Annotated in this window: 18 protein-coding genes; 8 read left to right on the top strand and 10 right to left on the bottom strand. The window is 74.4% G+C overall.

Annotation, left to right across the window (positions count from 1 at the left end):
• Window positions 1–70 precede the first annotated feature (70 nt).
• On the bottom strand, window positions 71–2,962 hold the full coding sequence (locus AB0O53_RS03610; protein ID WP_365193037.1) for a TIM-barrel domain-containing protein: 2,892 nt from the start codon (window positions 2,960–2,962) through the stop codon (window positions 71–73).
• Window positions 2,963–3,361: 399 nt separating this feature from the next.
• On the opposite strand from AB0O53_RS03610, the gene helR reads away from it, so the two are divergent.
• From helR to AB0O53_RS03595, 3 genes are all read left to right on the top strand, one after another.
• Complete coding sequence (helR, locus tag AB0O53_RS03605; protein WP_365193035.1) at window positions 3,362–5,584, top strand: RNA polymerase recycling motor ATPase HelR; 2,223 nt, start codon at window positions 3,362–3,364, stop codon at window positions 5,582–5,584.
• Window positions 5,585–5,626: 42 nt separating this feature from the next.
• Window positions 5,627–6,793: an FAD-dependent oxidoreductase gene (locus tag AB0O53_RS03600; RefSeq protein ID WP_350989501.1), complete on the top strand. Its 1,167-nt coding sequence runs from the start codon at window positions 5,627–5,629 to the stop codon at window positions 6,791–6,793.
• A 125-nt stretch (window positions 6,794–6,918) separates the two neighbouring features.
• Complete coding sequence (locus AB0O53_RS03595) at window positions 6,919–7,416, top strand: CAP domain-containing protein (protein ID WP_350989499.1); 498 nt, start codon at window positions 6,919–6,921, stop codon at window positions 7,414–7,416.
• Between the two features lie 26 nt (window positions 7,417–7,442).
• Here AB0O53_RS03595 and AB0O53_RS03590 read toward each other — a convergent pair whose 3' ends face one another.
• The 3 genes from AB0O53_RS03590 to AB0O53_RS03580 form a co-directional block, all read right to left on the bottom strand.
• Entirely contained in the window at window positions 7,443–7,679 is a 237-nt protein-coding gene (locus tag AB0O53_RS03590; RefSeq protein ID WP_350989497.1) for a hypothetical protein, read from the bottom strand.
• A 143-nt stretch (window positions 7,680–7,822) separates the two neighbouring features.
• A complete protein-coding gene (locus AB0O53_RS03585; RefSeq protein WP_350989495.1) occupies window positions 7,823–8,500 on the bottom strand; it encodes a response regulator transcription factor in 678 nt (225 codons plus the stop codon).
• Window positions 8,497–9,666 (bottom strand): sensor histidine kinase, encoded by a 1,170-nt coding sequence (locus AB0O53_RS03580; RefSeq protein WP_350989493.1) that lies wholly within the window; start codon window positions 9,664–9,666, stop codon window positions 8,497–8,499. Before AB0O53_RS03580 ends, AB0O53_RS03585 begins: the two co-directional genes overlap by 4 nt.
• A 273-nt stretch (window positions 9,667–9,939) precedes the next feature.
• Between AB0O53_RS03580 and AB0O53_RS03575 the strand changes: the two genes are divergently transcribed.
• Window positions 9,940–12,156 (top strand): MMPL family transporter, encoded by a 2,217-nt coding sequence (locus tag AB0O53_RS03575; RefSeq protein ID WP_365193031.1) that lies wholly within the window; start codon window positions 9,940–9,942, stop codon window positions 12,154–12,156.
• Between the two features lie 98 nt (window positions 12,157–12,254).
• On the opposite strand, the gene AB0O53_RS03570 is transcribed toward AB0O53_RS03575, so the two are convergent.
• The 4 genes from AB0O53_RS03570 to AB0O53_RS03555 form a co-directional block, all read right to left on the bottom strand.
• A complete protein-coding gene (locus AB0O53_RS03570; RefSeq protein WP_365193029.1) occupies window positions 12,255–14,051 on the bottom strand; it encodes an ABC transporter permease/substrate binding protein in 1,797 nt (598 codons plus the stop codon).
• Window positions 14,051–15,112, bottom strand: a complete 1,062-nt coding sequence (locus AB0O53_RS03565) for a quaternary amine ABC transporter ATP-binding protein (protein WP_350989487.1) — start codon at window positions 15,110–15,112, stop codon at window positions 14,051–14,053. Before AB0O53_RS03565 ends, AB0O53_RS03570 begins: the two co-directional genes overlap by 1 nt.
• Before the next feature lie 210 nt (window positions 15,113–15,322).
• Window positions 15,323–16,123: a GntR family transcriptional regulator gene (locus AB0O53_RS03560; protein WP_365193027.1), complete on the bottom strand. Its 801-nt coding sequence runs from the start codon at window positions 16,121–16,123 to the stop codon at window positions 15,323–15,325.
• Window positions 16,124–16,265: 142 nt separating this feature from the next.
• Entirely contained in the window at window positions 16,266–17,126 is an 861-nt protein-coding gene (locus tag AB0O53_RS03555) for an MBL fold metallo-hydrolase (protein WP_365193025.1), read from the bottom strand.
• Window positions 17,127–17,275: 149 nt separating this feature from the next.
• Here AB0O53_RS03555 and AB0O53_RS03550 point away from each other — a divergent pair, with 149 nt between their 5' ends.
• Window positions 17,276–18,874 carry an alpha/beta fold hydrolase gene (locus AB0O53_RS03550; RefSeq protein WP_365193024.1) on the top strand — a complete coding sequence of 533 codons (1,599 nt, stop codon included), beginning with the start codon at window positions 17,276–17,278 and terminating at the stop codon, window positions 18,872–18,874.
• 31 nt (window positions 18,875–18,905) lie between these two features.
• Here AB0O53_RS03550 and AB0O53_RS03545 read toward each other — a convergent pair whose 3' ends face one another.
• The gene (locus tag AB0O53_RS03545) at window positions 18,906–20,483 is read right to left on the bottom strand and encodes an IucA/IucC family protein (protein WP_365193022.1); all 1,578 of its coding nucleotides are present in this window, start codon (window positions 20,481–20,483) and stop codon (window positions 18,906–18,908) included.
• Between the two features lie 130 nt (window positions 20,484–20,613).
• On the opposite strand from AB0O53_RS03545, the gene AB0O53_RS03540 reads away from it, so the two are divergent.
• From AB0O53_RS03540 to AB0O53_RS03530, 3 genes are all read left to right on the top strand, one after another.
• Window positions 20,614–22,158: an IucA/IucC family protein gene (locus tag AB0O53_RS03540; RefSeq protein ID WP_365193020.1), complete on the top strand. Its 1,545-nt coding sequence runs from the start codon at window positions 20,614–20,616 to the stop codon at window positions 22,156–22,158.
• A gap of 44 nt (window positions 22,159–22,202) precedes the next feature.
• Window positions 22,203–22,856 carry a class I SAM-dependent DNA methyltransferase gene (locus tag AB0O53_RS03535; protein WP_365193018.1) on the top strand — a complete coding sequence of 218 codons (654 nt, stop codon included), beginning with the start codon at window positions 22,203–22,205 and terminating at the stop codon, window positions 22,854–22,856.
• 123 nt (window positions 22,857–22,979) lie between these two features.
• A complete protein-coding gene (locus AB0O53_RS03530; RefSeq protein ID WP_350989474.1) occupies window positions 22,980–23,378 on the top strand; it encodes a VOC family protein in 399 nt (132 codons plus the stop codon).
• Window positions 23,379–23,456: 78 nt separating this feature from the next.
• Here the strand turns inward: AB0O53_RS03530 and AB0O53_RS03525 are convergent, their stop codons facing one another.
• Window positions 23,457–24,695 (bottom strand): cytochrome P450 family protein, encoded by a 1,239-nt coding sequence (locus tag AB0O53_RS03525; RefSeq protein ID WP_350989691.1) that lies wholly within the window; start codon window positions 24,693–24,695, stop codon window positions 23,457–23,459.
• Window positions 24,696–24,747 lie beyond the last annotated feature (52 nt).

Genomic DNA, 24,747 nt, shown 5'->3' with positions numbered 1-24,747 from the left:
GTCGGGTGCCGACCCACCACGCCCACCGTCCGGCGGGAGTGCCGCGCCTCTGCTCGGCGAGGGGTGGGGATCAGCGGTCGGGCGCGGCGTACGTCGGTGCCGCGGCCGGCCGGCCGGTCAGGGTGATCTCCGCGGCGCTGGTCCAGGGGCCGCGGCCGCCGGCCTCGGTCAGGGCGCGCAGGCGCAGGTAGCGGCCGGTCTTCGGGGACAGGGCCGCGGTCTTGGCGGCGGCGGTGTCGGCGAAGGTGCCGCTCGCCACCGGCGCGCCCCAGTCCGTGGGGGTGTCGGAGACGTGGACCTCGTAGGCGCCGATCCTGCCGTTGACTCCGCCGTCCTGGCGGGGGAGGTAGCCGAGGCCGTCGACCGTGTAGCGGGCGCCGAGGTCGATCCGGATCTCGTGCGGGAGCGCCGCGGGCGTGCCGGTGGACCAGGCGGTGTGCCACATCGTGGCGGGGTTCGCGTCGAAGGCACGGGCGGCCGCGCCGTTCTCGGCGGCGGTCTCCTGGCTGTCGGCGCCGGCCAGGGACCAGCCCGCCCGGTCGATGGGGGCGGAGGAGGAGGGCAGGGGCTCGGCGGCCGGAACGGCGGTGCCGGCGGCCGAGACGGTGAACGCGCCCGTCTTCGTACCGGTCTTGGCCCAGAGGATGCCCGCCCGGTCCGCCGGGTCGAAGAACCAGCCGGACGGAGCGGCGTCGTAGGCGGCCTTGGAGGTCAGGCGCGGCACGGCCGTCCCGTCCACCGTGAGGGAGGCGGGCGCGGAGGCCACGTGCAGGGTGAATTCGTAGCCGCGCGAGGCCGGCTTGCCCGCGTAGCTCCCGGTGGGGGCGCCGACGGAGACGGTGACCGTGCCGGTGCCGGACGTCGGGGCGGTGACGTCGACCCGCTGGCGGGCGTAGGCGCCCGACTCGTGGGCGCGGGTGCGGCCGTCGTCCTCGTAGAGGCTGAAGGAGGAGGCGCCGCGCGGGTGGATGTCGTAGGTGAGGGTGGAGACCGGCTTCTCCCCCGTGTGGTTCATCTGCGGCCACATCGGCACGATGCCGCCGCCCTTGACGAACAGCGGGAGGGTGTCGAGGGGCGCCCGGTAGCCGTCGAGCCGGCCGGGGCCCGCGTACGTGCGGCCCGTCCAGTAGTCCGTCCAGGTCCCGGCGGGCAGGTATATCCCGTCCCGGACGGTGGTGTCGGAGACGACGGGCGCGACGAGGAGGGAGTCGCCGGCCATGAACTGGCCGCTGGTGGCGTTGCCGCGGGCCACCGGGTCGTCGGGGTACTCCAGGACCATGGCGCGGGTGCTGGGGACGCCCGTTTCGTGGGCGACGCGGCTCATCGTGTACAGGTAGGGCATCAGCCGCATCTTCAGCTGCAGGTACTTGCGGTTGACGGAGAGGTAGGGCTCGGCGAAGCGCCACGGCTGCTTGTCGTGGTAGCCGGCGGAGGGGTTGGCCGCGCCCCAGCCCGACATGGTCATGAAGGCGGGGGTGAAGGCCTTCCACTGGAGGTCGCGGGTGTAGGTCTGCGGGCTGCCGCCGAAGATGCCGTCGATGTCGCCGGCGGCGTAGTTGAGGCCGGAGAGGCCCGCGCCGGTGATGGCGGGGACGTGCCAGCGCATGTCGTCCCAGGTGCCGTGGGTGTCGCCGGTCCACACGACGGCGTTGCGCTGGGTGCCCGCCCAGCCGTCCACGGTCCACACGAAGCGGCGGGCGTCGGAGTTCTTCTCGATCCCGTCGACGGCCTGCCGCACACCGTCGAAGGCGTACTTGTAGCCGCTGCCGATCCACGCCACGTCGGTCTTCACGGCCCGGCTGCCGGCGGTGCCCACCTCGTCGGCGATGGAACCGAGGCCGGTCGAGGTCCACAGGCCGGTCTGGAAGCCCTTGGCCCGCAGGGCGTCGACGGTCGGTTTCAGCGGGGCGGTGTAGCCGCAGCCGTAGCCGTCGTTGGGGAGGAACCAGCCCGAGGGCATGTCGGCGGCGCGGGCGTCGGCCGCGTAGCCGACGACATCGGGCGTGTGCTGGTGCCGGGGACGGTTGTGGTCGCCCTGGTAGTCGGGGTTGGAGGCGTTGAAGCAGTCGGCGTTGCCGAGCTCGAAGCCCCACATCGGCGCCATGAACGGCTTGCCGCTGACGTCGGTGTAGGCGTCGAGGACGGATTTCGGCGAATCGCCGGTGAAGTACCAGGCGTCGAAGCGCTTCTCGTCGTGGGTGAGGGTGGTGGGGGCGTTGAATCCGTAGGAGCCCGGGGCCCAGGTGTTGCGCATCACGCCGTAGCCGTTGGTGGACATGTAGAAGGGTGCGGGGCTGGCGTTGTCGTTCTCGCGCCACTTGTTGTCGACGGCGACGGGGACGGTCTTGTCGCGCAGCGCCCACTCGCCGAGGCGCAGGCCGGTTCCGTAGAACTGCTCGTCCGCGCCGCGGGCGAGGTACTGCGTGGTGCGGCTGCCGGTCCAGCTCGTGGGCCGGGTCTCCTGCCAGACGGGGGTGGTGTTGTCCGCGCGGTATACGGAGAACCGCAGCGGCGACTTGTTGACCCGGATGGAGAGGGAGCCGGTGCTGATGCGGTAGTACGGGCCCGCGTCGGTGCCGGTCGCGGGCACGGAGCCGAAGTCGGTGGTGACGGCGAGGTCGGAGCCGGCCGGGTCGTCGGCGAAGGTCCCGTCGGGTGAGAGCCAGAGGCGGAAGATGTCGGCGCGGGCGATCACCACGCGGGCCCTGGCGCCGCTGGAGGCGGTGACGGTGAAGGTGTTCCCGGACCGGGTGAAGCCGGTGACGTCGCCCGCGGTGGCCGTGGCCCCGGAGGGGGCGGCGGTGGCGGGCCCGACGAGGGGTCCTGCGGCGGCCAGGCCGGTGACGGTGAGGGCGGCGGCGAGCAGGGCCGCGCCCGGGCCGCGCAGGCGCCGTCGCCGTGGTGTGCGCGGCCGACCGGATAAGGGGACCCGTCGGCTCCTGCGGATGCTGGGCAGTCTCATGGGGCAGCTCCTCGTGCGGTCCGGAGAACGGACACAGCCCTTTGGCATGCACCCGGCAAGATAGCGTCCCGACGGCCTTCTTTGAAGGATGCTGCTCGAAGTCGCCCTTCAGCACGCATCTTTGAGCATGCGACAGACGCTCACCGGCACACGGAAGCGGCACACGGAAGCGGCGGGCGGCGAGGCGGCGGGCGACACGGCGGCGGGCAGCGGCTATCCCCGATGCGCGGGGTACGCAAGGCCGGAGAGGCGTCCGGAGGGGACGAGAAAGGCAAGGAGGTGAACCCACTCCTTGCCGCTCTCAACTTATAGCGCACCGGGGGGCTTGCGGCAAGGCCCCGTCGCCGGGGCAGAATCGCGGGCCGAAGCCAGAAGCTGCAGAAATGGGAGATTCACGAAGTGCATGCGTCTTCGCCTGTTCACACATCGCGCGGCGACGTCGAGCAGGTCTCGGCCGCGCCAGGGGCCCGCAGCGCGTTCGACCTTCCCGACCACCTCTCCCCCAAGGCCGACCCGGCCCTGACCGGCGCCGACGAGCGGCACTTCGCGGTCGTCTCGGAGAGCCTCGCCCAGTCGATCGCCGAGCTCTCCGACCGCCTGGAGGCCGAGCGCAGGGCGCCCGGCGGCATCGGCCGCGAGGCGATGGACCGGGACGCCGAGATCCACCGCCTGACCTCCCGCCTGCGCACCCTGCGCCGCTTCGGCCTGGACCTCTGCCTGGGACGCATCGTCCCCGCCGACGGCGACGAGCCCGTGTACGTGGGACGCCTCGGCCTCACCGACAGCACGGGCCGCAGGCTGCTGCTCGACTGGCGCTCCCCCGCGGCCGAGCCCTTCTTCGCGGCGACCCACGCCCACCCGATGGGCCTGGCGAGCCGCCGCCGCTACCGCTGGACCGGCGGCCGGATCAGCGACTACTGGGACGAGGTCTTCAGCACCGAGGCGCTGGAGGGACACGCGGCACTCGACGACCAGTCCGCGTTCATCGCCAGCCTGGGCGGCAACCGGTCGGCCCGTATGCGCGACGTGCTCTCCACCATCCAGGCCGACCAGGACGCCGTGATCCGGGCGGGCTCCCGGGGCGCCCTCGTCGTCGACGGCGGCCCCGGAACGGGCAAGACCGTCGTCGCCCTGCACCGCGCCGCCCACCTCCTCTACTCCGACCCGCGCCTGGGCCACCGCCGCGGCGGCGTCCTCTTCGTCGGGCCGCACCAGCCCTACCTGGCCTACGTCGCCGACGTGCTGCCCAGCCTCGGCGAGGAGGGCGTCCAGACCTGCACGCTCCGCGATCTCGTGGCGGAGGGCGCCGCGGCGCCGGAGGAGGGCGACCCGGCGGTGGCCCTGCTGAAGTCCTCCGCGGACCTGGTGAAGGCGGTCGACGCGGCCGTCCGCGTCTACGAGGAGCCGCCCACCCGCGGGATGACGGTCTCCAGTCACTGGTCGGAGGTCTGGCTGAGCGCCGACGACTGGGCGGCGGCGTTCGACGCGGTGGAGCCGGGGACCCCGCACAACGAGGCCCGCGACCAGATCCGGGAGGAGCTGCTCGCCCTCCTCATGGACAAGCACGAGGACGGCGGCGAGGGCCACGACGTCCCGCCCGAGCTGCTGCGCCGGTCGCTGCTGCAGGACCGGGAACTGATCAGGACCCTCAACCGGGCGTGGCCGATGCTGGAGGCGACGGACCTCGTCGGGGACCTGTGGTCGGTCCCCGCCTACCTGCGCAAGTGCGCGCCCTGGCTGGGCCCCGACGACGTGAGCCGGCTGCAGCGGGCGGACCCCCGGGCCTGGACGGTGTCCGACCTGCCGCTCCTGGACGCCGCCCGGCAGCGGCTCGGCGACGCGGAGGCCTCCCTCCGCGAGCGCCGGCGCGAGGCCGCCGTCGCCACCGAGCGCGCCCGCAGGGCCGACGCCATCGACAGCCTGCTGCAGAACGTCGTGATCGACGAGAGCGAGGGCGCGATGGGGATGCTGCACGGCCGCGACCTCCAGGACACCCTGATCGACGAGAGCGGGCTGCCCGGCGTCGAACCGGACCTCCTGGCCGGCCCGTTCGCGCACGTCGTCGTGGACGAGGCCCAGGAACTGACCGACGCCGAATGGCAGATGCTGCTGGCCCGCTGCCCGTCGCGGAGCTTCACGATCGTCGGCGACCGGGCCCAGGCCCGGCACGGGTTCACGGAGTCCTGGACGCAGCGGCTCGAACGCGTCGGCCTCGACCGGATCACGGTCGCGTCGCTGAGCATCAACTACCGCACCCCGGAGGAGGTCATGGCGGTGGCCGAACCGGCCATCCGGGCCGCGCTCCCCGACGCCAACGTCCCGGCCTCCATCCGCAGCAGCGGCATCCCGGTCGTCCACGGGGCCGTCACCGAACTCGAACCGGTCCTGGACGACTGGCTCGCCGCGCACCCCGAGGGGATCGCCTGCGTCATCGGCGCTCCCGCCTTCCGGGCGACGCCCCGCGTCCGGTCGCTGACGCCCGCGCTGTCGAAGGGGCTCGAATTCGACCTGGTCGTCCTCGTCGACCCCGACCGGTTCGGCGAGGGCGTGGAGGGGGCCGTCGACCGCTACGTCGCGATGACCCGCGCCACCCGGCAGCTCGTCGTCCTCACGAGCCCCTGACCGCCCGCGGCGGTGCCGACCCGGCCGACTAGAGTGCCCGGCATGGCAGTTGACGTGGATGTCGCGGTGGTCGGGGCGGGGCCGGTCGGGCTGGGCGCCGCGCTCCTGCTCGCCCGGGCGGGGCTGGGCGTCGTGGTGCTGGAACGCCGTCCCGGCCCGGTCACCGAGTCGCGGGCGACGGACCTGCACGCGCGGACCCTGGAGGCGCTGACCCCGAGCGGGCTGGCCGAGGCCCTGCATGCGCTGGGGCGGCGCGTGGACACAGTCGACATGTGGTCCGGGCGGCGCCGCCTCGGCGGCTTCGACCTGACGCGGCTGCGCACCCCGTACCCGTACATCCTGACGGTCCCCCAATGCGCCACCGAGGGGCTGCTCGCGGCGCAGGCCGAGCGCGCGGGCGTGCGCGTGCACCGGTCGACGGCCGTCCTGTCGGTGGCGGAGGACCCCGAGGCCGTCACCGTGCGGTGCGACACCCTCGAACCGCTGCGCGCCCGCTGGGTGGTGGGGGCCGACGGCGCGTCGAGCACCCTGCGCGCCCTGACCGGGGCGTCGTTCCGCGGCCGGACCTACGGCGGCACCTGGCAGCTCGCCGACCTGCAGGTCGAGGACCCCTCGCTGAACCCGGCGCGGGTGCACATGGTCGGCGGTCCGCGCGGGCTGCTCGTCGTCCTGCCGATGCACCTGGACGGCTGGGCCCGGGTGGTGCTGCACCGGCCGGACGGACCCGGGCCGGAGGGACCGGTGCCGGACGCGGCGGAGGACCCCGGGGCGTTCGCCGCCGAGGCGGCGGCCCGGGGGTGGACGGCGACCGTCCGCGCATGCCGCTGGACGAGCACCTTCCGCACCCAGCGGCGGCTGGCCGGCCGCGCGGACAGCCGGCGGGTGCTGCTGATCGGCGACGCCGCCCACGTGTGCAGCCCGATCGGCGGGCAGGGCCTCAACCTCGGGCTCCGGGACGCCGTGTCCCTGGCCTCGGCCCTGCCGGGGGCGGAACCCGACGGACTCGCGGCCTGGCGGCGCGGCCGCCGCGCCGACGCCCTGCGCGTGCTGGCCCGCACCGATCTCGCCACGCGCGCCTGGACCCTGCGCGCCGGGCCCGCCCGGGCGGTCCGCGACACGGCCCTGCGCGCCGCGCTCACCACCTCGCCGGGCCGCCGGCTCCTCGCGGAAGCGGTGGCGGGGCCCCACCCCGCCAGTCGACCCCGCTGACCTGGGGGTTTACCGCCGGGAGATGCGGGTGGTCGGGGGGCGGCGGAGAATCGGCAGGGATGGGGGGTGACCGGCGGCGGCGTTCGCCGCGTCTGCCGCTTCTCGTCGAGAAGGAAGGTAATCCCATGGCTTTCGGATCCGGCCGGGTACGGCGTGGGTGCACCGCCGTGTGTGCGTCCTCGCTGCTGGTGCTCGGGGGCGCCATAGGCGCCGGAGCGGCATCCGCCGCTGAGCCCGCGACTGCGGGCGCGCGCGCCGTCGTTCCGCTCCAGGCAGACCCCAACAAGGTCCTCGAACTCGTCAACCAGGCCCGTACGGCGGCAGGTTGCCAGCCCCTCACGGTCGACCCCCAGGTGCAGGCCGCAGCCCAGGAATACGCCAACGACACGACCACGAGCCACACCGGTTCGGACGGCTCGTCCGTGCCGGACCGGCTGAAGAAGGCCGGGGCGACGTTCAACGGGTACGCCGAGAACATCGCCTGGGGTTCGGGCGACGAAAAGGTGCACGTCGACGGGTGGCTGAAGAGCACCGGCCACGCGGGCAACATCAAGAACTGCAGCTTCACCAAGACGGGCGTCGCGGTCAACGGCGACCGGATCGTTCAGGTGTTCACCAGCTGACCGGACTAACTCACGCCGGCGCCGGCTCAGCCGGCGTCGGCGTGACCGTGTGCCCGGGGCGGGGCGACCGCGAGGACGGGCGGGGCGGGGGTGCGCCGGCGGTGGCCGCAGGGCTCGAAGACGAGCACCACCGGCGCTCCCGGGCACTGGCGCCAGGAGATGCGTTCCGGCACGCCGTCGCACACCGGACAGCACGGCAACGGGCCGGGCTCCGGCGGGTACCCGGGGGCGGCCGCGAGCGGCGTGACGTGCGGATCGCGCATGGGGGCTCCCTGGTCGTGCGGTTGGGCTGATCGCACTGTGCCATGCCCGGGGCCTCCTCCGCACGGGCGAATCATCCAGTGTTTCGGCTGGTCAGAGGTGCGGTCGCCAGGAGGATTCCGGTCCTCTTGCGGGCACTTTGTGATCAACCGCTCCCGCGGCCGGCCTCCACCAGGCCGGATTCGTACGCGGCGATCACCGCTTGGGCGCGGTCGCGGACGCCCAGTTTGCCGAAGATGCCGGTGATGTGGTTCTTGACCGTCGAGACGCTGATGTCCAGTTCCGCGGCGATCTCCGCGTTCTCGAGTCCGGTGGCCAGCAGCTGCCAGATCTCCCGCTCGCGCGGGGTCATGTCGGGTGGTACCGCCGCCGCGGCGGCCGCGGCCGGGCGGGCCGGCGCGGGGGTCCGTACGTAGGCGGAGAGCAGCCGGGTGAGCAGCCTGGGTGCCACGACCGCCTCACCGCCGTGCACCGTGCGGACCGCCGCGCCGAGTTCCTCCGGGGAGACGTCCTTCGGGAGGAAGCCGTACGCGCCCGCACGCAGGGCCGCGACCACGTACTCGTCCATGTCGAAGGTGCTCAGCGCCAGGACGCGGACCTCGGGGAGGGTGCGCGCCAGTTCCGCCGTGGCCTGGACGCCGTCGAGGACGGGCATCCGGATGTCCATGACGACCACGTCGGGCCGCAGATCCCGGGCGAGGGCGACGGCGCGGGCGCCGTCCTCGGCCTCGCCGACCACCTCGAGCCCGGGGTCGGGGCCGAGGATCAGGGCGAGACCCCGCCGCACCAGCGGCTGGTCGTCGGCTATGAGCACACGGATCATCGGTGTCGTTCCCCTCCCTCGCCGCCCCGCGCGGCCGGTACCGGAAGGCGGGCCGCCACCCGGAATCCCCCGCCGTCGCGTGCGGCCGCCTCCAGGGTCCCGCCCTGGAGGGCCACGCGTTCGTGCATTCCGATCAGACCGTACCCGGTGCCCGCGGCGGGGCGGGCGGCCGGCGGCGGTGCACCGGCCCCGTCGTCGCACACCTCCACGAAGACCTCGTCCGGGTGGTACGTCAGGCGTACCCGGGCGCGCGCCTGCCCGGCGTGCTTGCGGGTGTTGGTCAGTGCCTCCTGCACGATGCGGAAGAGGGTGAGGCCGACGCTGGGCGGCAGCGGGCGGACGGTGCCGTCGACGGTGAACTCCGTCTCGGTTCCGGCCAGCCGTGACTCGGTGACGATCCGCCCCAGGTCCGCGGCGCCCGGCTGAGGCGCCGGAGGAGTTTCGTCCGGTTCCTCCCCGGCCCGCAGGACGTCGAGGAGTTGGCGCATCTCGCGCAGGGCGATGCGGCCGGAGTCCTCCAGGGTGACGAGGGCCTCGCGGGCCGCCGCGGTGTCGTGCGCCAGGTTGGCCCGGGCGCCGCCCGCCATCAGCTGCATGGCGGTGATGTGGTGGGCGACGATGTCGTGGAGTTCCCGGGCGATCCGGCGCCTCTCCTCGGCTACGGCGCGCTCGGCCTGGAGGGCCTGGTTGGCCGCCACCTCCCGCTGCCAGCGGTTGACGGCCAGGGCCGCACCGGCGACCAGGGCCGTGGCCGCCGCGCTCGCGACGAGGGCCCAGCCGCCGGGGAGCAGCCTGCCGCCCTGGCCCAGCGGGACCAGCGGCACGGTGAGGGCCGCGGCCGCTCCGGCGACGGCGGGCCGGCTGAAGCGGACCACCGAGTAGAGGGCAACGGCGAGACCCAGCGAGAAGTGCGGTGCGGCGTCCGGGATGGCCAGGTTGGGCACGATCCCCAGGAGCAGCACCGCCGCGAGCACGGCGAGCGGGCGGCTGCGGCGGGCGAGCAGGCACATGGCCGCCGCCACCAGCGCACAGGCCGCCGGGACGGTGAGGGGCATCCCCTCGGTCCGGGTGCCGAGCGAGAAGCCCAACAGGTCCACGGCGGCGGCCCCGATCGCCACGAGTGCGTCGTTGCGCGTCCAGCGCAGCCTGTCGGCGCCCTTGTCCATCCGTTCCGGTCCTCCCCCGCCGGCGGTCCTTCCCGCCGGTGCGGGAGGCGTTTCGTGCCGGTTGTCCTCCTTCCATTCTGGCAGCCCGGCCGGCCGCTGCCGTCGTCCCCCGGTCCGGTGCCGGACCAGGACCGGAGTCCTGGTCGGGGCCGGGCGTGCGGACCCTGCTCCCGGGCGCGGTTCCTCCCGTACGGCGACGTTTCGCCGGCCCGGGCCTGATGGTCTGGAGTCCGGCCGGGAACCCCCGGTCCGCCCCACGACCTGAGGAGTCACGTGATCCGCGCCCTGACCGGGTTCTCGACGAGGAATCCGTGGAAGGTGATCGCCGTCTGGGCCGTGCTCGGCATCGCCCTGACGATCGCCGGCCAGGCGCTCGTCTTCCGCGCCACCCAGAGCAACACCGGCGATTTCCTGCCCCCGTCCTACGACTCGGCGGCGGCCCTGAAGGTCGCCGAGGAGCGGTTCGGGGTGAAGCCGGACGCCAACACGCTGACCGTGCTGGTGGCCCGGCCGGACGGCGGGCGGCTGAGCGGCGCCGACGAACGGCGCATCGACGAGGAGGCCGCGCGGCTCGGCAGCCGGCGGGTGGCCATGCCCGCGCCCGAGCAGGAGACTCCGTTCGCCCAGGACCACTCCCAGACACCGAAGGTCGCCCCGGTCATGACGGCCCCCGACCGCAGCTTCCGGCTGCTGTCCGTGGAGTTGACGGGCAATCCCCAGGACCCGGGGGTCCAGGACACCTACCGGGCCCTGCGCGAGCAGTCCCGGGCCGGGTTCGCCGAGGCCGGGTTCCGCACCGGCTACACGGGCGGGCTCGCCTCCACCGTCGACGCCGTCGACGCCGAGGAGACCCGGGCCCGGGTCGTCGCCTACGTCATGCTCGGCGTGATCGTGCTGCTGCACGTGCTGGTGTTCCGCAGCGTGCTCGCCGCGCTGCTGCCGCTGATCGTCGTGTCCGTCATCGGCGGCGCCGCGACCGGCACGGTGGTCGGCGTCGCGATGCTGACCGGCATCACCCTCGATCCGTCCACCCCGCAACTCATCAACGTCGTACTGGTGGGCATCGGCATCGACTACTTCCTCTTCCTGCTGTTCCGCTTCCGCGAGCAGCTGCGCCGGCGGCCCGAGCAGCCGGGGCGGGCCGCGGCGGCCGAGGTGTCCGGGCGCGTGGGCACGGCGGTGACCTCGGCGGCGCTCACCATCGTCGCGGCGTTCGCCACGCTCGGGGTGGCCTCCTTCGGGCAGTTCCGGGTGCTCGGTCCGGCCATCGCCGTGTCCGTGCTGGTGATGCTGTTCGGCAGCCTCACCTTCATGCCGGCGCTGCTCGCGGTCACCGGGCGCAGGATGTTCTGGCCCTCGCGGGCTCACCGGCGCGAGCCCCGCGGCGGTTCGGCCGCCCGGCTCGGCACGTGGCTGGTCCGGCGTCCCCTCACCGCGGCCCTCGCCTGCGTGGCGCTGCTCGGCGCGCTCGCCGCGGGCACGGCCGGCATACGGATGGACTACGGGTCGGGCGGCGCGGACGGTGAGCGGACGGCCGCCGCGGCCACCGCGGCCGAGATCTCCCGGGCCATGCCGGCCGGTGTCTCGGACCCGATCAGCGTCTACGTCACGGCGTCGGACGGCGCACCGCTGACCGCCGGCCGGGTCGAGGGCCTGTCCGGGACGCTCTCCCGGCTGGAGGGGGTGGGGCAGGTCGCCCCGACAGTGCTCAGCGAGGACCGCCTCGCGGCGCGCATCGACCTGTTCCCGAACGCCGATCCGCACGGCCAGGAGGCCCGCGACCTGGCGTCGGGCCCGGTCCGCGACGCGGTCTCCGTGCACCGGCCGGACGGTACCGAGGCCCATGTGGGCGGCACCGCGGCGGTGTTCGCCGACGTCTCGACGGCCGTGGACGAGGACCTGCGGCTGGTGTTCCCGGTCGCGGCGGCCCTGATCGCGCTCATTCTCTTCCTGCTGCTGCGCAGCCTGCTCGCCCCGCTGATCCTGATGCTCGCGGTGGGTCTGGGGTTCGCCGCCACCCTCGGTGCCTCGGCGCTCGTCTTCCAGCACGGGCTGGACCAGCCGGGCGTGGCGTTCACGCTGCCGCTGGTGCTGTTCCTGTTCGTGGTCGCGCTGGGCACCGACTACAACATCCTGGTGACCGACCGGATCCGGGAGGAGATGGAACGGCCCGGCCCGGCCCGGGACGCGGTGGCGCGGGCGGTACGGCACACCGCGCCGGCCGTGGCGACGGCCGGGGTGGTGCTGGCGGCCTCCTTCGGCAGCCTCGCGGTCAATCCGGTCGCGGCCACACAGCAGATCGGCTTCGCGACGGCGCTGGGGATCATGCTCTCGGCCTTCGTCCTGTCGATCGTCCTGGTCCCGGCGTGCGCGGTGCTCCTGGGCCGGTCCCTGTGGTGGCCCGCGAAGCCGCGGCCGGCGGAGCCCCGGCCCGCGCCGGAGGCCGGGGTGGCCGGGGCCGGTGCGCCGGAACGCGTCCTGGTGCCCTGAGCACCGCGGCCCGTACGCGCGAGGGCGCCGGGCGCGCGGGTTCCCGTACGGGATCCGCGCGCACCGGCGCCCTTCGGCCGTCCGTCGTGCCGGGCACCTCAGACGGGCAGCTCGTCCACCTCCGGGTGGTCCTTCAGCCAGGCGCGGACCGCCTGCTGCTCCTTGCCCTTGCCGGTCTGCTGGATGCGCGCCTCCAGGCCGGTGAGCTGCTCCTCGGTGAGCTTGAAGGAGCGCAGCCAGGCGGCCACCTCGGGCTCGTCGTCGGCGAAGCCCTTGCGGGCCAGGGTGTGGATGCCGTCGCCCTTGCCCCAGACGCCCTTCGGGTCCTCCAGCTTGGTCAGCTCGTAGGAGGAGTAGGCCCAGTGCGGCGACCACAGGACGGTGACCACCGGCTCCTTCTTGTCGTAGGCGCGCTTGAGCTCGGCGAGCATGCCGGGGGTGGAGCCGTCGACGACCTGGTACTCGCCCTCCAGGCCGTACTCCTTCATGACCTTGTCCTTGAGCAGGCCCATGGCGCCGGCGCTCGGCTCGATGCCGATGATGCGGCCCTTGAACTGCCCGGCCTTGCCCTTGAGGTCGGCGAGGGAGCGGACGTCCTTCATGTACGAGGGCACGGCGAGCTCGATGGAGGTCGGGCCGTACCAGGAGCCGAGGTCCTCCAGCTTCTTGCCGTACTTCTCCCAGTACTGGGCGTGGGTGACGGGCAGCCAGGCGTCGGTCTGGAAGTCGAGGCCGCCGCCGGCCAGGCCGGTGTAGAGCGCGCCGGCCTCCAGCTGCCGGGTGTCGACCTTGAAGCCGCGCCGTTCCAGGAGCTCCTTCCAGAGGAAGGTGGAGGCGACGCCCTCGTCCCACGGGATGTAGCCGATGGAGACGGTGCGGCCCTTGCCGATGTTCGCGGCGCCTTCCGGTCCCTCCTCGCGGCCGGAGCCGCCGAAGGTGCTCAGGCCGCCCGCGACCAGGGCCAGTACGACGGCTCCGGTGACGGCGTAGGCGGGCTGGGGGCGGTGGTTCCACACGCGGGCGGCGCCGGTGGCGGCCGACCGGGCGCGGGCGAGGGTGCGCCGGCCCAGCGGGGAGACCTGGCGGCCGAGGGCGCCGGTCATCCGGTCGAGGTACATGGCGAGGATGACGATGGACAGGCCCGCCTCGAAGCCGAGGCCGATGTCGACGTTGCCGATGGCCTTGTAGACGGCGCCGCCGAGTCCGCCGCCGCCGACCATGCCGGCGATGACGACCATGGACAGGCCGAGCATGATGACCTGGTTGACGCCCGCCATGAGGGTGGGCAGGGCCAGCGGCAGCTGGACGCGGACGAGGGTGTCGCGCGGGGTGGTGCCGAACGCTTCGGCGGCCTCGACCAGTTCGGCGTCGACCTGGCGGATGCCGAGTTCGGTCATCCGTACGCCCGGCGGCAGCGAGAAGACGATAGTCGCGATGATGCCGGGCACCACGCCCACCCCGAAGAAGATGATGCCGGGGATGAGGTAGACCATGGCCGGCATGGTCTGCATGAAGTCGAGGACCGGCTTCATGACCGCACTGACCCGGTCCGACCGGGCCGCCCAGATGCCGAGCGGGATCGCGAACACCAGGGTGACGAGCGTGGCGACCAGGACCAGCGACAGCGTGGACATGGCGTCGGACCAGAGCCCGACGGAGTCGACGAGTGCGAATCCGGCGAAGGCGAGCACGCCCGCCAGCAGGCCGCGCAGCCACCAGGCGGCGATGGCGACGATGCCGGCGAACAGCAGCGGGGCGGGCGCTGAGAGGACGGCGACGAGGCCGTCGTAGAGACCGGTGACGAGCGCGCTGATGGCGTCGAACAGCCAGGACAGCCGGCTCTGGAGGAAGTCGACTCCGCTGTCGACCCAGGCGCCGAGGGGAATGCGGGGCATCAGGCGGCCACCTCCGCGCAGCGCACCGGGGCCCGCTGCTCGTCGCCGATGAAGGCGACGAGGCGGTCCTGGGGCACGGAGCCGACGACAGCGCCGTCGGTGCCGGTGACGGCGACCGGGTGCGGGACACGGGCGCTGACGGCGCACAGGTCGGCGAGGGGGGTGTCGGCGCTGACGGTGGGGCAGCCGCAGGTGCCGGCGTGGGGGCGGGCCGGGCCGGTCGTGGTCATCACCGCGTCGGCGGTCAGCACCCGGGAGCGGTCGACGTCCTGGACGAAGGAGGCGACGTAGTCGTCGGCGGGGCGGGTCAGGATGTCCTCGGCCGTGCCCTGCTGGACGATGCGGCCGTCGCGCATGACGGCGATGCCGTCGCCCAGGCGCATGGCCTCGTTGAGGTCGTGCGTGATGAAGACGATGGTCTTGCGCAGGCTCCGCTGGAGTTCGAGGAGCTGGTCCTGCATGTCGCGGCGGATGAGCGGGTCCAGTGCGCTGAACGACTCGTCCATGAGCAGGAGGTCGGCGTCGGTTGCCAGGGCCCGGGCGAGGCCGACTCTCTGCTGCATGCCGCCGGAGAGCTCGTCGGGCCAGGCCATCTCCCAGCCTTCGAGCCCGCACAGGGCCAGGGCCTCGGCGGCCCGGCGGTCGCGGTCGGCGCGGGACACCCCCTGCACCTCCAGCCCGTAGGCGGCGTTCTCCAGAACGTTGCGGTGCGGGAAGAGAGCGAAGTGCTGGAAGACCATGGATATCTTCGTGGACCGGACGCGGCGCAGCTCGCGCGCGCTGAGCGCGGTGAGGTCCTGGCCCCCGAAGAGGATGCGTCCCGCGGTGGGCTCCAGCAGGCCGTTCAGCATGCGCAGCAGGGTGGACTTGCCGGAACCCGACAGCCCCATGACGACGAAGATCTGGCCGGGCTCGACGTCGAAGGAGACGTCGATGACCGCCGCCGTCGCTCCGTCGGCGCGCAGCTCGGCGCGGTCGCTGCCGCCTTCGAGTGCGCGCACGGCGTCGTCGGGCCGGTCTCCGAACACCTTGTAGACGTGCTCGGCCTGGAGCGTGGACACATACACCTCGCGGGTCGTACCGGGTACGGCGCGCGGGTCGGGCCGGCGCGGCCGTGGAGCGGGACGGGATCCGCCCGCGTGCGCCCCGTCCTCCGACGCGATGCGCCGGAGGACGGGGTTCCGCTCCAGCTGCGCCGATGCCCGGCATTCACTCCGGCAAACGCCCGAGTGATCCACCTCACGGTCGGGCGGGCAGGCCCCGACGGCGGGTCACGGCCCCTGGACCCGGAAGCCGGCGACGGCGGGGTGACGGCGGTCACGATGGAACGTCAGGTGGTCCCAGGTGGGGAAGGCCAGGTCGGTCACGGCGACGAGCAGGCCGGACGGGGCGTGCACGGTCCGGCGTACGGTCAGGCCGCAGGAGGGGGTGGCGGCCGGGGCGGGCGGAGCGGGCGCCGGCGGGTGGATGGTGCGGGTCATGGTGATGGTCTCGGCGACCCGGCCCGTCGCCGCGGCCCGCTCCAGCCAGTTCTGGAGGGCGGCCAGGTCCCGGTCGGTGGAGCGCGCCGCCCGGTTGCGGCAGACGGCCAGCTCGGGGGTGCGCGCGACGACGTCCGGGCTGAAGCGGGTGACGGCGTGGCGGAGCGTCTCCCCGGCCGGGCCCCGCTCGCGGTGATGGTGGACCAGGGTGCGGTCCCCGCCCGACATGCCGAGCGGAGCGGCGAGGGAGGGCGGGACGGCGGTCACCGCGACCCAGCTCCGGGTGAGGCCGGGGGCGGGGGCGGCCGGCCCGAAGGCCACCGGATCGGCAGCGGTGGGGACGACCTCGGCCGTGACGGCGGGGCGGGAGCCGCGCCGCCCGGTCACGACCAGGCCGTCCTCGCGCAGGTGCTGCAGGGCGGCCCTGATGGTCTGCCGGTTGACCTGGTAGCGGGCGGCCAGACTGCGCTCGGAGGGCAGTCTTCCGCCGGGGGTGTGCGCGGCGCGGTCGAGATCGCGGCGCAGGGCTGCGGCGATCCGCTGGTACTTGGGCATGACGGCCGGGCCGCCGCCCCGCGAAGGGGAGGGCATGGCTTCTCCTCTGACGGGTGGTCAAGGACTGCGCGGTGCCCGACCAACCTAGCATTGGTCTATACCTTTGAGTGAGGCAGGATCGGGCCCCGCCGCCACGTTGGCCGGTTCCGCACCACGCGCCGGGCGGGCTGGCCGGCCGTCAGTCGCGGTAGACGAGGACGAAGTCCGCGTGGGGGTGGGTGCCGCGGCCGTCCGGCGTCTCGTCGAGGGCCTTGCGCAGGGTGCGCAGGTGCTCCGGGGTGAGCTGGAGCGGCGGCTCGTCCGGCTGGTGCGTGGTGCCGCGGGGGTAGTCCTGGCCCGGCGTGGTGGTCATCTCGATGTGGCAGCCGATGACGTGCCGCACCGGCCGGGTGGCGCAGAAGTCCAGCAACCGGTCGACGGTGGCCGAGTAGGCCTCCCGGTCCTCGATGTAGAGCCGCCCCGGATACAGGGAGTCGCCGGTCAGCAGGATGCCGGTGTGGCGGTCGTGGAAGACCAGGGCGGCCCGCTGGTGGCCGGGGCCGGGGATCAGGTCCAGGACCCGGCCGCCCAGGTCGAGCGCGCCGGTGCGGTGCGGCCAGTCGGCCAGGCCGAAAGCGGTCGCGACCTCCTCCAGCCCCGGTCCCACGACCGTGGTGAGGGGCCGGTCGGCGAACTGCCCGTCCGCCGCGATGTGGTCGCCGTGTCCGTGGGTGTGGGCGACCACCAGCTCGTACGCGGGCCTCGGGTGCCGTTCCAGCCAGTTCTCGACGAGGCGGTCGACCGTGTCCCGCAGGGGGAAGTGGGCCGGGTCCGCGGACGCGCCCGTATCGAGCAGCAGCGCCCGTTCATTGCCGAAGAGGAGGAAGAGGAAGGGGGCTTCGTAGTGCACGGACTTGTTCTGGCGCAGGATCACGGTGTGTTCGGAGTGGGCGTGGACCTGGATCTCCGGGGCCGGGTCGTGCTTCGGGGAGGGCCAGCCAGCGTGCCAGACGACGTCGAGACTGCCTGCGACCGGGGCGCCCCGGAGAAAGTCGATCACCACTCCAACCTACCCCCGCCGTCCGGCGCCGGGGAGCGCCCGGCTCGCGCGGGCCGGCGAAACGCGGTTGGGTGGGGGGAGAGGCGTGTGCACCGATGCGGCGGCATCGGCCGCCGGACCGGCCCTCGCCGTGTCCGAGGAGGGCCGCCATGTCCGCTCCAGGCCCCACAGCCCGCCGCCGACGCCGCCGCGCGGCCGTCCTCACCGCCGCGCTGGCCTGCTCCGCGCTGCTCACCGGCCCCGCGGCGGCCGTCTCCCCCCGCGCCACCGCCCCGCCCCCACCTCCCGCACCATCACCCTCGGTGACCGTCCCGAAACTCGACTGGAAACCGTGCAAGCCCGGCAGCCCGTGGGACTGCGCCACGGCGAAGGTGCCGCTCGACCACGCCGCCCCCGCGGGCCGCACCATCGACCTCGCGGTCGTCCGCCGCCAGGCCGGCGATCCCGCCCGGCGCGTCGGCACCCTGTTCGTGAACCCCGGCGGTCCCGGGGGCCCCGGGACCGTACAGGTGCCGCAGAACTACGACCGCTTCCCCGAGGAGCTGCGGGACCGGTTCGACATCGTCAGCTGGGACCCGCGCGGGATCGGCAACAGCACCGCCGTGAACTGCTTCGACACCACCGAGCAGGCGACCGCCTGGGCGGCCCGCCCACCCGGCGGCTTCCCCGTCGGCGCGCAGGAGCGCACGGCGTGGATCGACGCCTACGAGGACCTCGGCCGGCTCTGCGAGAAGCGCGACCCGGACCTGCTGCGCCACGTCTCGACCGCCGACACCGCCCGCGACCTCGACCTGCTGCGCCGGTCGGTGGGCGAGGCACAGCTGAACTACCTGGGCGTCTCCTACGGCACGATCCTCGGCGCCACCTACGCCAACCTCTTCCCCGACCGCGTCCGCGCCATGGTCCTCGACAGCAACATCGCCCCCCGGGCCTGGACCGACGGCGCCGGGCAGGGCGAGTCACGCACCCCGACCTTCCTGCGCATGGGCTCGGACGTCAGTGCCGCGGCCACCCTCGACCGGTTCCTCACCCTGTGCGGATCGGCACCGGCCACCCGCTGCGCCTTCTCGGCCGGCAGCCCCGAGGCCACCCGGGAGAAGTTCGACCGGCTGATGCAGCGGCTGCGGGAGCATCCGGTCGGCCCGTGGACGTACGCCAGGACCGTCGCCGACACGGTCACCAGCCTCTACATCGTCGACCCCGGCTGGACGGCCCTCGCCGGCCGGCTCCAGGACCTGTCGCAGGGCCGGGAACCCAAGCCCCCCGTGTACCCGCCGCCGCCCCCGGTGGACCGGCCGAACCCCTACCTGGGCGACGAGCAGGCGTCCGCCGTGTGGTGCGGCGACAGCCCCAACCCCCGCGACCCCGCCGCCTACCACGGCCTGGAGGAGGAAAGCGCCCGCCGGGCCGGGGACGCGGGACGCTTCTGGACGTGGGCGGCCGAGGGCTGCGCCACCTGGCCGGCCCGGGCCGCCGCCCGGTACGACGGCCCGTGGGACACGCCCACCGCCCGTCCCGTCCTGGTGATCGGAACCCGGTACGACCCCTCCACGCCCTACACCGGCGCCCAGGCCATGGCCCGCGAGCTGGCCGACGCCCGCCTGCTCACGAACGACGGCTACGGCCACACCGCACTGTTCAACAACGGCAGCAGCTGCATCAGCGCGTACGAGAGCCGCTACTTCGTCGACGGGACGCTCCCGCCGCCCGGCACGGTCTGCGGCCCCGACCGGGTGCCCTTCTCCTGACCGGCGGCACGCCCCACGCCCCACGCGCCCGCTACGTGCGCAGGGGGTTCGGCAGGGGGCGGTAGCGGGCGTCCGCGCCGTCGGCGCGGGTCCAGCGCAGCAGGAGGTTGGTCTTCGCGGGCAGGTCCGGGGCGGTGAGGAGCGCGGCGATCTCGGGGAGCCCGCGCCGGGCCTCGTAGCGCAGCAGCTCCTCGCGTACGGCGGGCCACAGGAGCGGGGAGAGGTCCGGGTACCGGTCGGCCAGGGTCGCGGCGATCTCCGACAGGTTGTTGACCACCAGGCAGTACACCAGGCGCTCCCAGGCGTCGGCGCGCGAGAGTTCCGGCAGGAGTTTGACCCCCTCCGCGTCCCGGAAGAGGGCCTGCACCGGCATGCCCGACGCGTCGACCGCGATCACGGTGTTCTGCAGGTGCGCCTCCAGTACGACGCCGTGCCGGGCGAAGAGTTCGAGCACGGGCGGCACGACCTGGCGCAGGTACGCCCGCCACCACGCGAGCGGGTCGGCGGCGCCGGCCGGCGGGCTCCCGGGGTAGCCCTCGGCGAGCGCGGCGGCCAGCAGCGGGGTGGCCCCGGGCAGGGTGTGGGCGCGCAGGCCGTCGCGGACCAGGACGGCCAGTTCCTCGAAGGCGAAGGCCGCGGTGCGGTAGCCGCGGTCGGCGAGCCAGGCCGCGTCCGATCCGGTCGCGCGCAGGGCGGCGAATCCGGCCTCGACGGCCGCGTCGGTGCGCCTCAGCCGGAGCAGGTCGTGCCGCCACAGCCGGCGCACGTCGTTGGTGATCCGTACGTCCAGGCTGAACTTTACGAAGAGGTCGGCCGCCGGATCCGGAACGTGCAGGGTGCGGATGGACGCGGTGGGCCAGGCCGGCCGCCCGCTCCGGCCGAGGCGCAACAGCCGGCCGTCGGCGAACGCCTCGCGCACCGCGGGCCGGTCGCCGACCAGGTCGAGCTGCCAGGGGTGGGCGGGCAGCAGCCGGTAGCCGGCCGGGGCGCGCGGCCCGTCGAGGAGGCCGGCGAGGGAGTCGACGGCCTCGGTGAGGGCCGGCCCGCCCTCCTCGACGACCTGGTCCTCGCGCAGCCCCAGGAAGACCAGCGGGAAACGGGCGTACGCCTCGGGCGCGTACGGCAGCCAGCTCCCGGCCGGGGCCCCGCCGCGGGCCTTGGGTGCGGGGTGGTGCGGGTGGCCCATGACGAGGGACTGCTCGGAGAGCACGTACGGGTCCGCCGGGGGCTCCGCGGCGGCGCGGGCGGCGAGCAGCGCCAGGAGCGCGTCGCGGCTGTCGGTGATCTCGACCGGGAGTTCGTCGTTGGTCACCCCGGTGAACCGGCCGAGTTCGTCGGAGACGAGTTTGACCAGTTCCGTGTGGCTGAGCGGGTGCCAGCCGTTCGCCGTCCGCAGGTGCGGGTGCACGGGACGGCGGCCGCCCCGTACGCGGAGCAGCCGCCCGCTGCCCCGCAGCCGGTGCACGGCCGCCCCGGCGGGCACGTCCGCCCCGGCCGGCTCGTCCGGCCCGACGGGCTCGGCCGCCTCCCGGAGCAGGCAGTTCAGGAGCGGGGTGGCGGCGTAGGCGTCTGCGGCGGCGTTGAGGTCCACTGGTTCCATTCGGTCCATCCGGTGGCCGGAGGTCCGCGAAGCGGAACCACCGGCCGTGATCGTCGGTATCCGCAATGATTACTTGATCATCCCGTGAAGCGACATTCGAAGTGACACTCGAAGCGACATTCCGAAGGCGGAGTCCAGCATGCCCATTCCCTCCTCCGCGGCCGAAGAAGCCGTCGCCGCCGAACTGGCCGCCGTGCGGCCCGCGCTCGTGCCCTCGTACGCCGCCTCACTGGGCGGTGCCCGGGCCGCCGTGCTCACCCGGCTGTGGCGGGCCCTGGCCTTCGAACCCCTGCCCTGGGTCGTGGGCCGCGAGGCGGCCCCGGGCGGTCTGGCGCTGCTGCTGGCCGGAGGCGGCCGGCTGGAGGGGCCGCCTCCGGACCCGTACGCGACGCAGGCGTACGTGGAGGAGCTGCTGCTCGACGGCCGGGCCCACCGCCGTGCCGGACAGCTCGTCAGGGCCCTCGGGATCCCGCACGGGGAGGACTTCGCCGCCGAGCTGGACGCCAGTACGGCCTCCCTCGCGCTCTCCCGGGCCGGGCAGCCCCCCGCCGAGGAGGGCGCCGCCGCGGAGGACCCTGCCGGGGAGGACCCTGCGGCACTGGCCACCTGGGAGTGGGAGCAGCGGGTGGTCGACGGCCACCCCTACCACCCCAACTGCCGCTCCCGGCCGGGCTTCTCGGTCGCCGAGCAGCTGGCGTACGCGCCCGAGCACCGGCCGGTGGTGGAGCTCGGTTTGGTCCCCGTACGGGCCGAGGAGTGCCTGGTCACCGGGGACTGGCCGGAGCGGCTGCGCGACGGCGGGCGGATCCTCCTCCCGGTGCACCCGTGGCAGGCGGCGCACGTGCTCAAGCACGAGCGGGTGCGGACCGGTTTCGCGGCGCACCCGCTGATGGCCCTGCGGACGTTGGCGCCCGCCGACGGCGGCGCGCACGTCAAGACGGCGCTGAGCGCCCGGCTGACCTCCTCCGTCCGGGACATCTCGGTCTACTCCATCGAGACGGCGGCGGCGGTGTCCGCCTTCGCCCAGGGGCTGGCCGAACGGCTCGACGGGCGGCTGCACATCACCCGGACCCTGGGCGCGGCGACCGCGCACAGCCCCGATCTCGCGGCCGTGCTGCGCGAGCCGCCCGAGGCGTACGCGGACGCCTCGGCGGGCGAGCGGGTGCTGCCGGTGGCCGCCCTGACCTGCTACCCGCCGGCCCGGTCGGCCGCCTGGCGGGCGCGGTTCGCCCGGCTCGCGCTGTCGGTGGGCCTGCGGGTGCTGGAACTCGGGGTGGCGCTGGAGGCCCACGGCCAGAACCTCCTGGTCGTCCTCTCCCCCGCCGGCGCGCCCGTGCGGCTGGTCTACCGCGACCTCGCCGACATCCGGATCAGCCCGGCCCGGCTGCGGGCGCACGGGCTGCCGGTGCCGCCGCTGTCGGGGCGGCTGGTCACGGACGACGTGGACGTCCTGCGCCGCAAGCTGTTCGGGTCCCTGCTGACGGGGGCGCTCGGCGCCACGGCGGGCTCGGCCGGCGCCTTCGCCGGGGCGCTCGCGGAGGCGGCCGGCCTGCCGGCGACGGCCGACACCGAGGCGCTGCTGAGGAGCCCGCTGCCCACGAAGGCGCTCACCCTCATGCGGCTGAGCCCGGGGGTCCCGGGCGACCAGTGGGCGGAACTGCCCAATCCGCTGGCCGGCCGATGACCGGAGGATGATCCGGGGCCCCGGGCGGGCTACTGTTCAGGGGCATGACAGCTTCCTCGTACCTGCACTCCGTACGGGCGTCCTACGACGCCGTCGCCGGCGACTACGCACGGCTGCTCGGCACGGAACTGGCGGGGAAGCCGCTGGACAGAGCCATGCTGGCCGCTTTCGCCGAGTGCGTGCGGGGGGAGGGCGGCGGCCCCGGCCGGGCGGTCGCGGACCTGGGCTGCGGCCCGGGCGGGGTGACGGCGCATCTGGCCGGGCTCGGCGTACGGGTCTTCGGCGTGGACCTGTCACCGGCGATGGTGGCGGTGGCCCGCAGGGCCTATCGGGGGCTGCGGTTCGAGGTGGGCTCGATGGCCGCGCTGGACGTGGCGGACGGGGTGCTGGGCGGGGTCCTCGCCCGGCACTCGACGGTCCACACGCCGCCCTCGGAACTTGCCCCGCTGTTCGGGGAGTTCGCCCGCGTACTGACGCCGGGCGGGCACGCCCTGATCGCCTTCGAGGCGGGTGACGAACGGGTCCGGCTGGAGCACGCGTACGGGCACCCGGTCGGCCTCGACGTCTACCGGACCCCGCCCGACCGGATCGCCGCCCTGCTGGCCGGCGCCGGCCTGACCGAGGTGGCACGCCTCCTGCGCGAACCGGCGCCCGACGAAGCCGCTCCGCAGGCCTTCCTGCTGGCCCGCAAGGGGTAGGCCGTCTCTTCGGATCCTGCCGGGCGGCCCGCCCTGCCCGGCACCGCACCGCGCCGCGTGGTCGGGGGCGTCGACGGCCGCGGGTCACGACCGGCGGCGGGGCGGCTCCGTAGACTGAGGGGCATGGCATGCCGCATCAGTGAGCTGGTCCTGGACTGCGCCGAACCCGAACGGCTCGCCGAGTTCTGGAGCAAGGTCCTCGGTTACGTCGAACTCGGCCGCGAGGACGACGGCAGCATCGAGATCGGGCCGCCCGACGCCGGCTTCGGCGGCCCGCAGCCCACGCTCGTCCTCAGCCCGAGCCACGACCGGCGGACCGGCAAACTGCCGCTGCACATCGACGTCAACGCCACCGACCGCGACCAGGCCGCCGAGCTGGAACGGCTGCTCGCCCTCGGCGCCAGGCCCGTGGACATCGGCCAGGACGGCACGGAGAACTGGCACGTCCTGGCCGACCCGGAAGGCAACGAGTTCTGCCTCCTCCACCGCCGCCTGCGGCCCCTCGCCCCGCCCACCCCCTGACGCCGGCCGAAGAGCCGCCGCGGGGGCGCCGGCGAGCTGAAACGGTTCGCCGCGCGGGGGTGACGCGGGGACGCCGGATCACCAGCGCAGGGGGAGGCGGGTCACGCCGCGCATCAGGGTGCCCGGGAGCCAGTCGTGCGGGCCCGCGTCCGGGTCCTCGGCCAGGCCGGGGAAACGTTCCAGCAGTGAGCGGATCGCGATGCGGCCCTCCACGCGGGCGAGCGGTGCGCCGAGGCAGTAGTGGATGCCGTGGCCGAACGCCAGGTGGCCCGGGCCGGTGCGGTGGATGTCGAACGCCTCGGGTCCGGGTCCCGGACCGGCGAAGCGTGCCGGATCGCGGTCGGCCGCGGCGAGGGCGACCATGACGGAGGATCCGGTCGCGATGGGGACGCCGCCCAGCTCCAGATCGGTGTCGGCGAAGCGGTACGTGGCGTGCTGCACCGGGCCGTCGTAGCGCAGCATCTCCTCCACCGCGCCGTCGATCAGCCCGTCCGGGTCGGCGCGCAGCGCGGCCAGCTGCTCGGGGTGGGCGAGCAGGGCGCGCACCCCGTTGCCGATCAGGTTCACGGTGGTCTCGTGGCCCGCGACCAGCAGCAGGAACGCCATGCCGATCAGCTCGTCCGGCGAGAGCCGGTCGCCGTCCCCGTCGCGGGTCCGGATCAGGGCGCTGAGCAGGTCGTCACCGGGATCGTCGGCCTTGGCCGCGACGAGTTCGGAGAGGTACGCGGTCATCTCCCCCAGGACGCGGGGGTCCGCGCCGACGCCGTCGAGCGGGGCGACGATCTCGCCCGACCAGTAGCGGAACCGGGCCCGGTCCAGGTCGGGGACGCCCAGCAGCTCGCAGATGAGGGTCATCGGCAGCGGGACGGCGAAGGACCGGATCAGGTCGGCGCGGCGGTCGGGCAGGGCCTCCATCGCGTCCAGCAGCCCGTCGGTGATCTGCTGGATCCGGGGGCGCAGGGACTCGACCCGGCGGGTGGTGAACTCGGCGGCCACCAGGCGCCGCAGCCGGGTGTGGTGCGGCGGGTCCGTGTCCAGCATGTTGGTGGCGACGGCGTGGACCTGCGCGACCTCGAACAGTTCCGATCCGAGCCAGTTCTTCGACAGGGCGGGGTGGGTCAGGGCTTCTCTCGCCTCCTGGTGGCCGACGACCAGCCAGGTGCGTTCGCCGCCCAGCACCAGCCGGTGGACGGGGCCGGTGGCGCGCAGGGCCTCGTAGAAGGGGTACGGGTCGGCGTTGAACTCTTCGGCGTGCGCGGTGAGATCCACAAGACTCATGGGGGCAGGGTACGGCGGCGTCTTCGCCGGGCGGGGGATCGTCGCAGGGTTTGCACGAGGGCGACCCGGTCTGCACATATGACGAGTCGAA

The organism is Streptomyces erythrochromogenes (assembly GCF_040684695.1).
GTDB lineage: Bacteria > Actinomycetota > Actinomycetes > Streptomycetales > Streptomycetaceae > Streptomyces > Streptomyces erythrochromogenes_C.
The sequence above is the reverse complement of the archived record's forward strand: the minus strand, read 5'-3'. Positions and strand labels throughout refer to the sequence as shown.

Excerpts from the sequence above, each read along its gene's own strand:
- AB0O53_RS03545 (WP_365193022.1), bottom strand. The coding sequence starts at position 20,483 with ATGGACCGAATGGAACCAGTGGACCTCAACGCCGCCGCAGACGCCTAC.
- AB0O53_RS03585 (WP_350989495.1), bottom strand. The coding sequence starts at position 8,500 with ATGATCCGTGTGCTCATAGCCGACGACCAGCCGCTGGTGCGGCGGGGT.
- AB0O53_RS03610 (WP_365193037.1), bottom strand. The coding sequence starts at position 2,962 with ATGAGACTGCCCAGCATCCGCAGGAGCCGACGGGTCCCCTTATCCGGT.
- AB0O53_RS03580 (WP_350989493.1), bottom strand. The coding sequence starts at position 9,666 with ATGGACAAGGGCGCCGACAGGCTGCGCTGGACGCGCAACGACGCACTC.
- AB0O53_RS03590 (WP_350989497.1), bottom strand. The coding sequence starts at position 7,679 with ATGCGCGATCCGCACGTCACGCCGCTCGCGGCCGCCCCCGGGTACCCG.
- AB0O53_RS03540 (WP_365193020.1), top strand. The coding sequence starts at position 20,614 with ATGCCCATTCCCTCCTCCGCGGCCGAAGAAGCCGTCGCCGCCGAACTG.
- AB0O53_RS03535 (WP_365193018.1), top strand. The coding sequence starts at position 22,203 with ATGACAGCTTCCTCGTACCTGCACTCCGTACGGGCGTCCTACGACGCC.
- AB0O53_RS03600 (WP_350989501.1), top strand. The coding sequence starts at position 5,627 with ATGGCAGTTGACGTGGATGTCGCGGTGGTCGGGGCGGGGCCGGTCGGG.
- AB0O53_RS03560 (WP_365193027.1), bottom strand. The coding sequence starts at position 16,123 with ATGCCCTCCCCTTCGCGGGGCGGCGGCCCGGCCGTCATGCCCAAGTAC.
- AB0O53_RS03550 (WP_365193024.1), top strand. The coding sequence starts at position 17,276 with ATGTCCGCTCCAGGCCCCACAGCCCGCCGCCGACGCCGCCGCGCGGCC.
- AB0O53_RS03595 (WP_350989499.1), top strand. The coding sequence starts at position 6,919 with ATGGCTTTCGGATCCGGCCGGGTACGGCGTGGGTGCACCGCCGTGTGT.
- AB0O53_RS03570 (WP_365193029.1), bottom strand. The coding sequence starts at position 14,051 with ATGCCCCGCATTCCCCTCGGCGCCTGGGTCGACAGCGGAGTCGACTTC.
- AB0O53_RS03530 (WP_350989474.1), top strand. The coding sequence starts at position 22,980 with ATGGCATGCCGCATCAGTGAGCTGGTCCTGGACTGCGCCGAACCCGAA.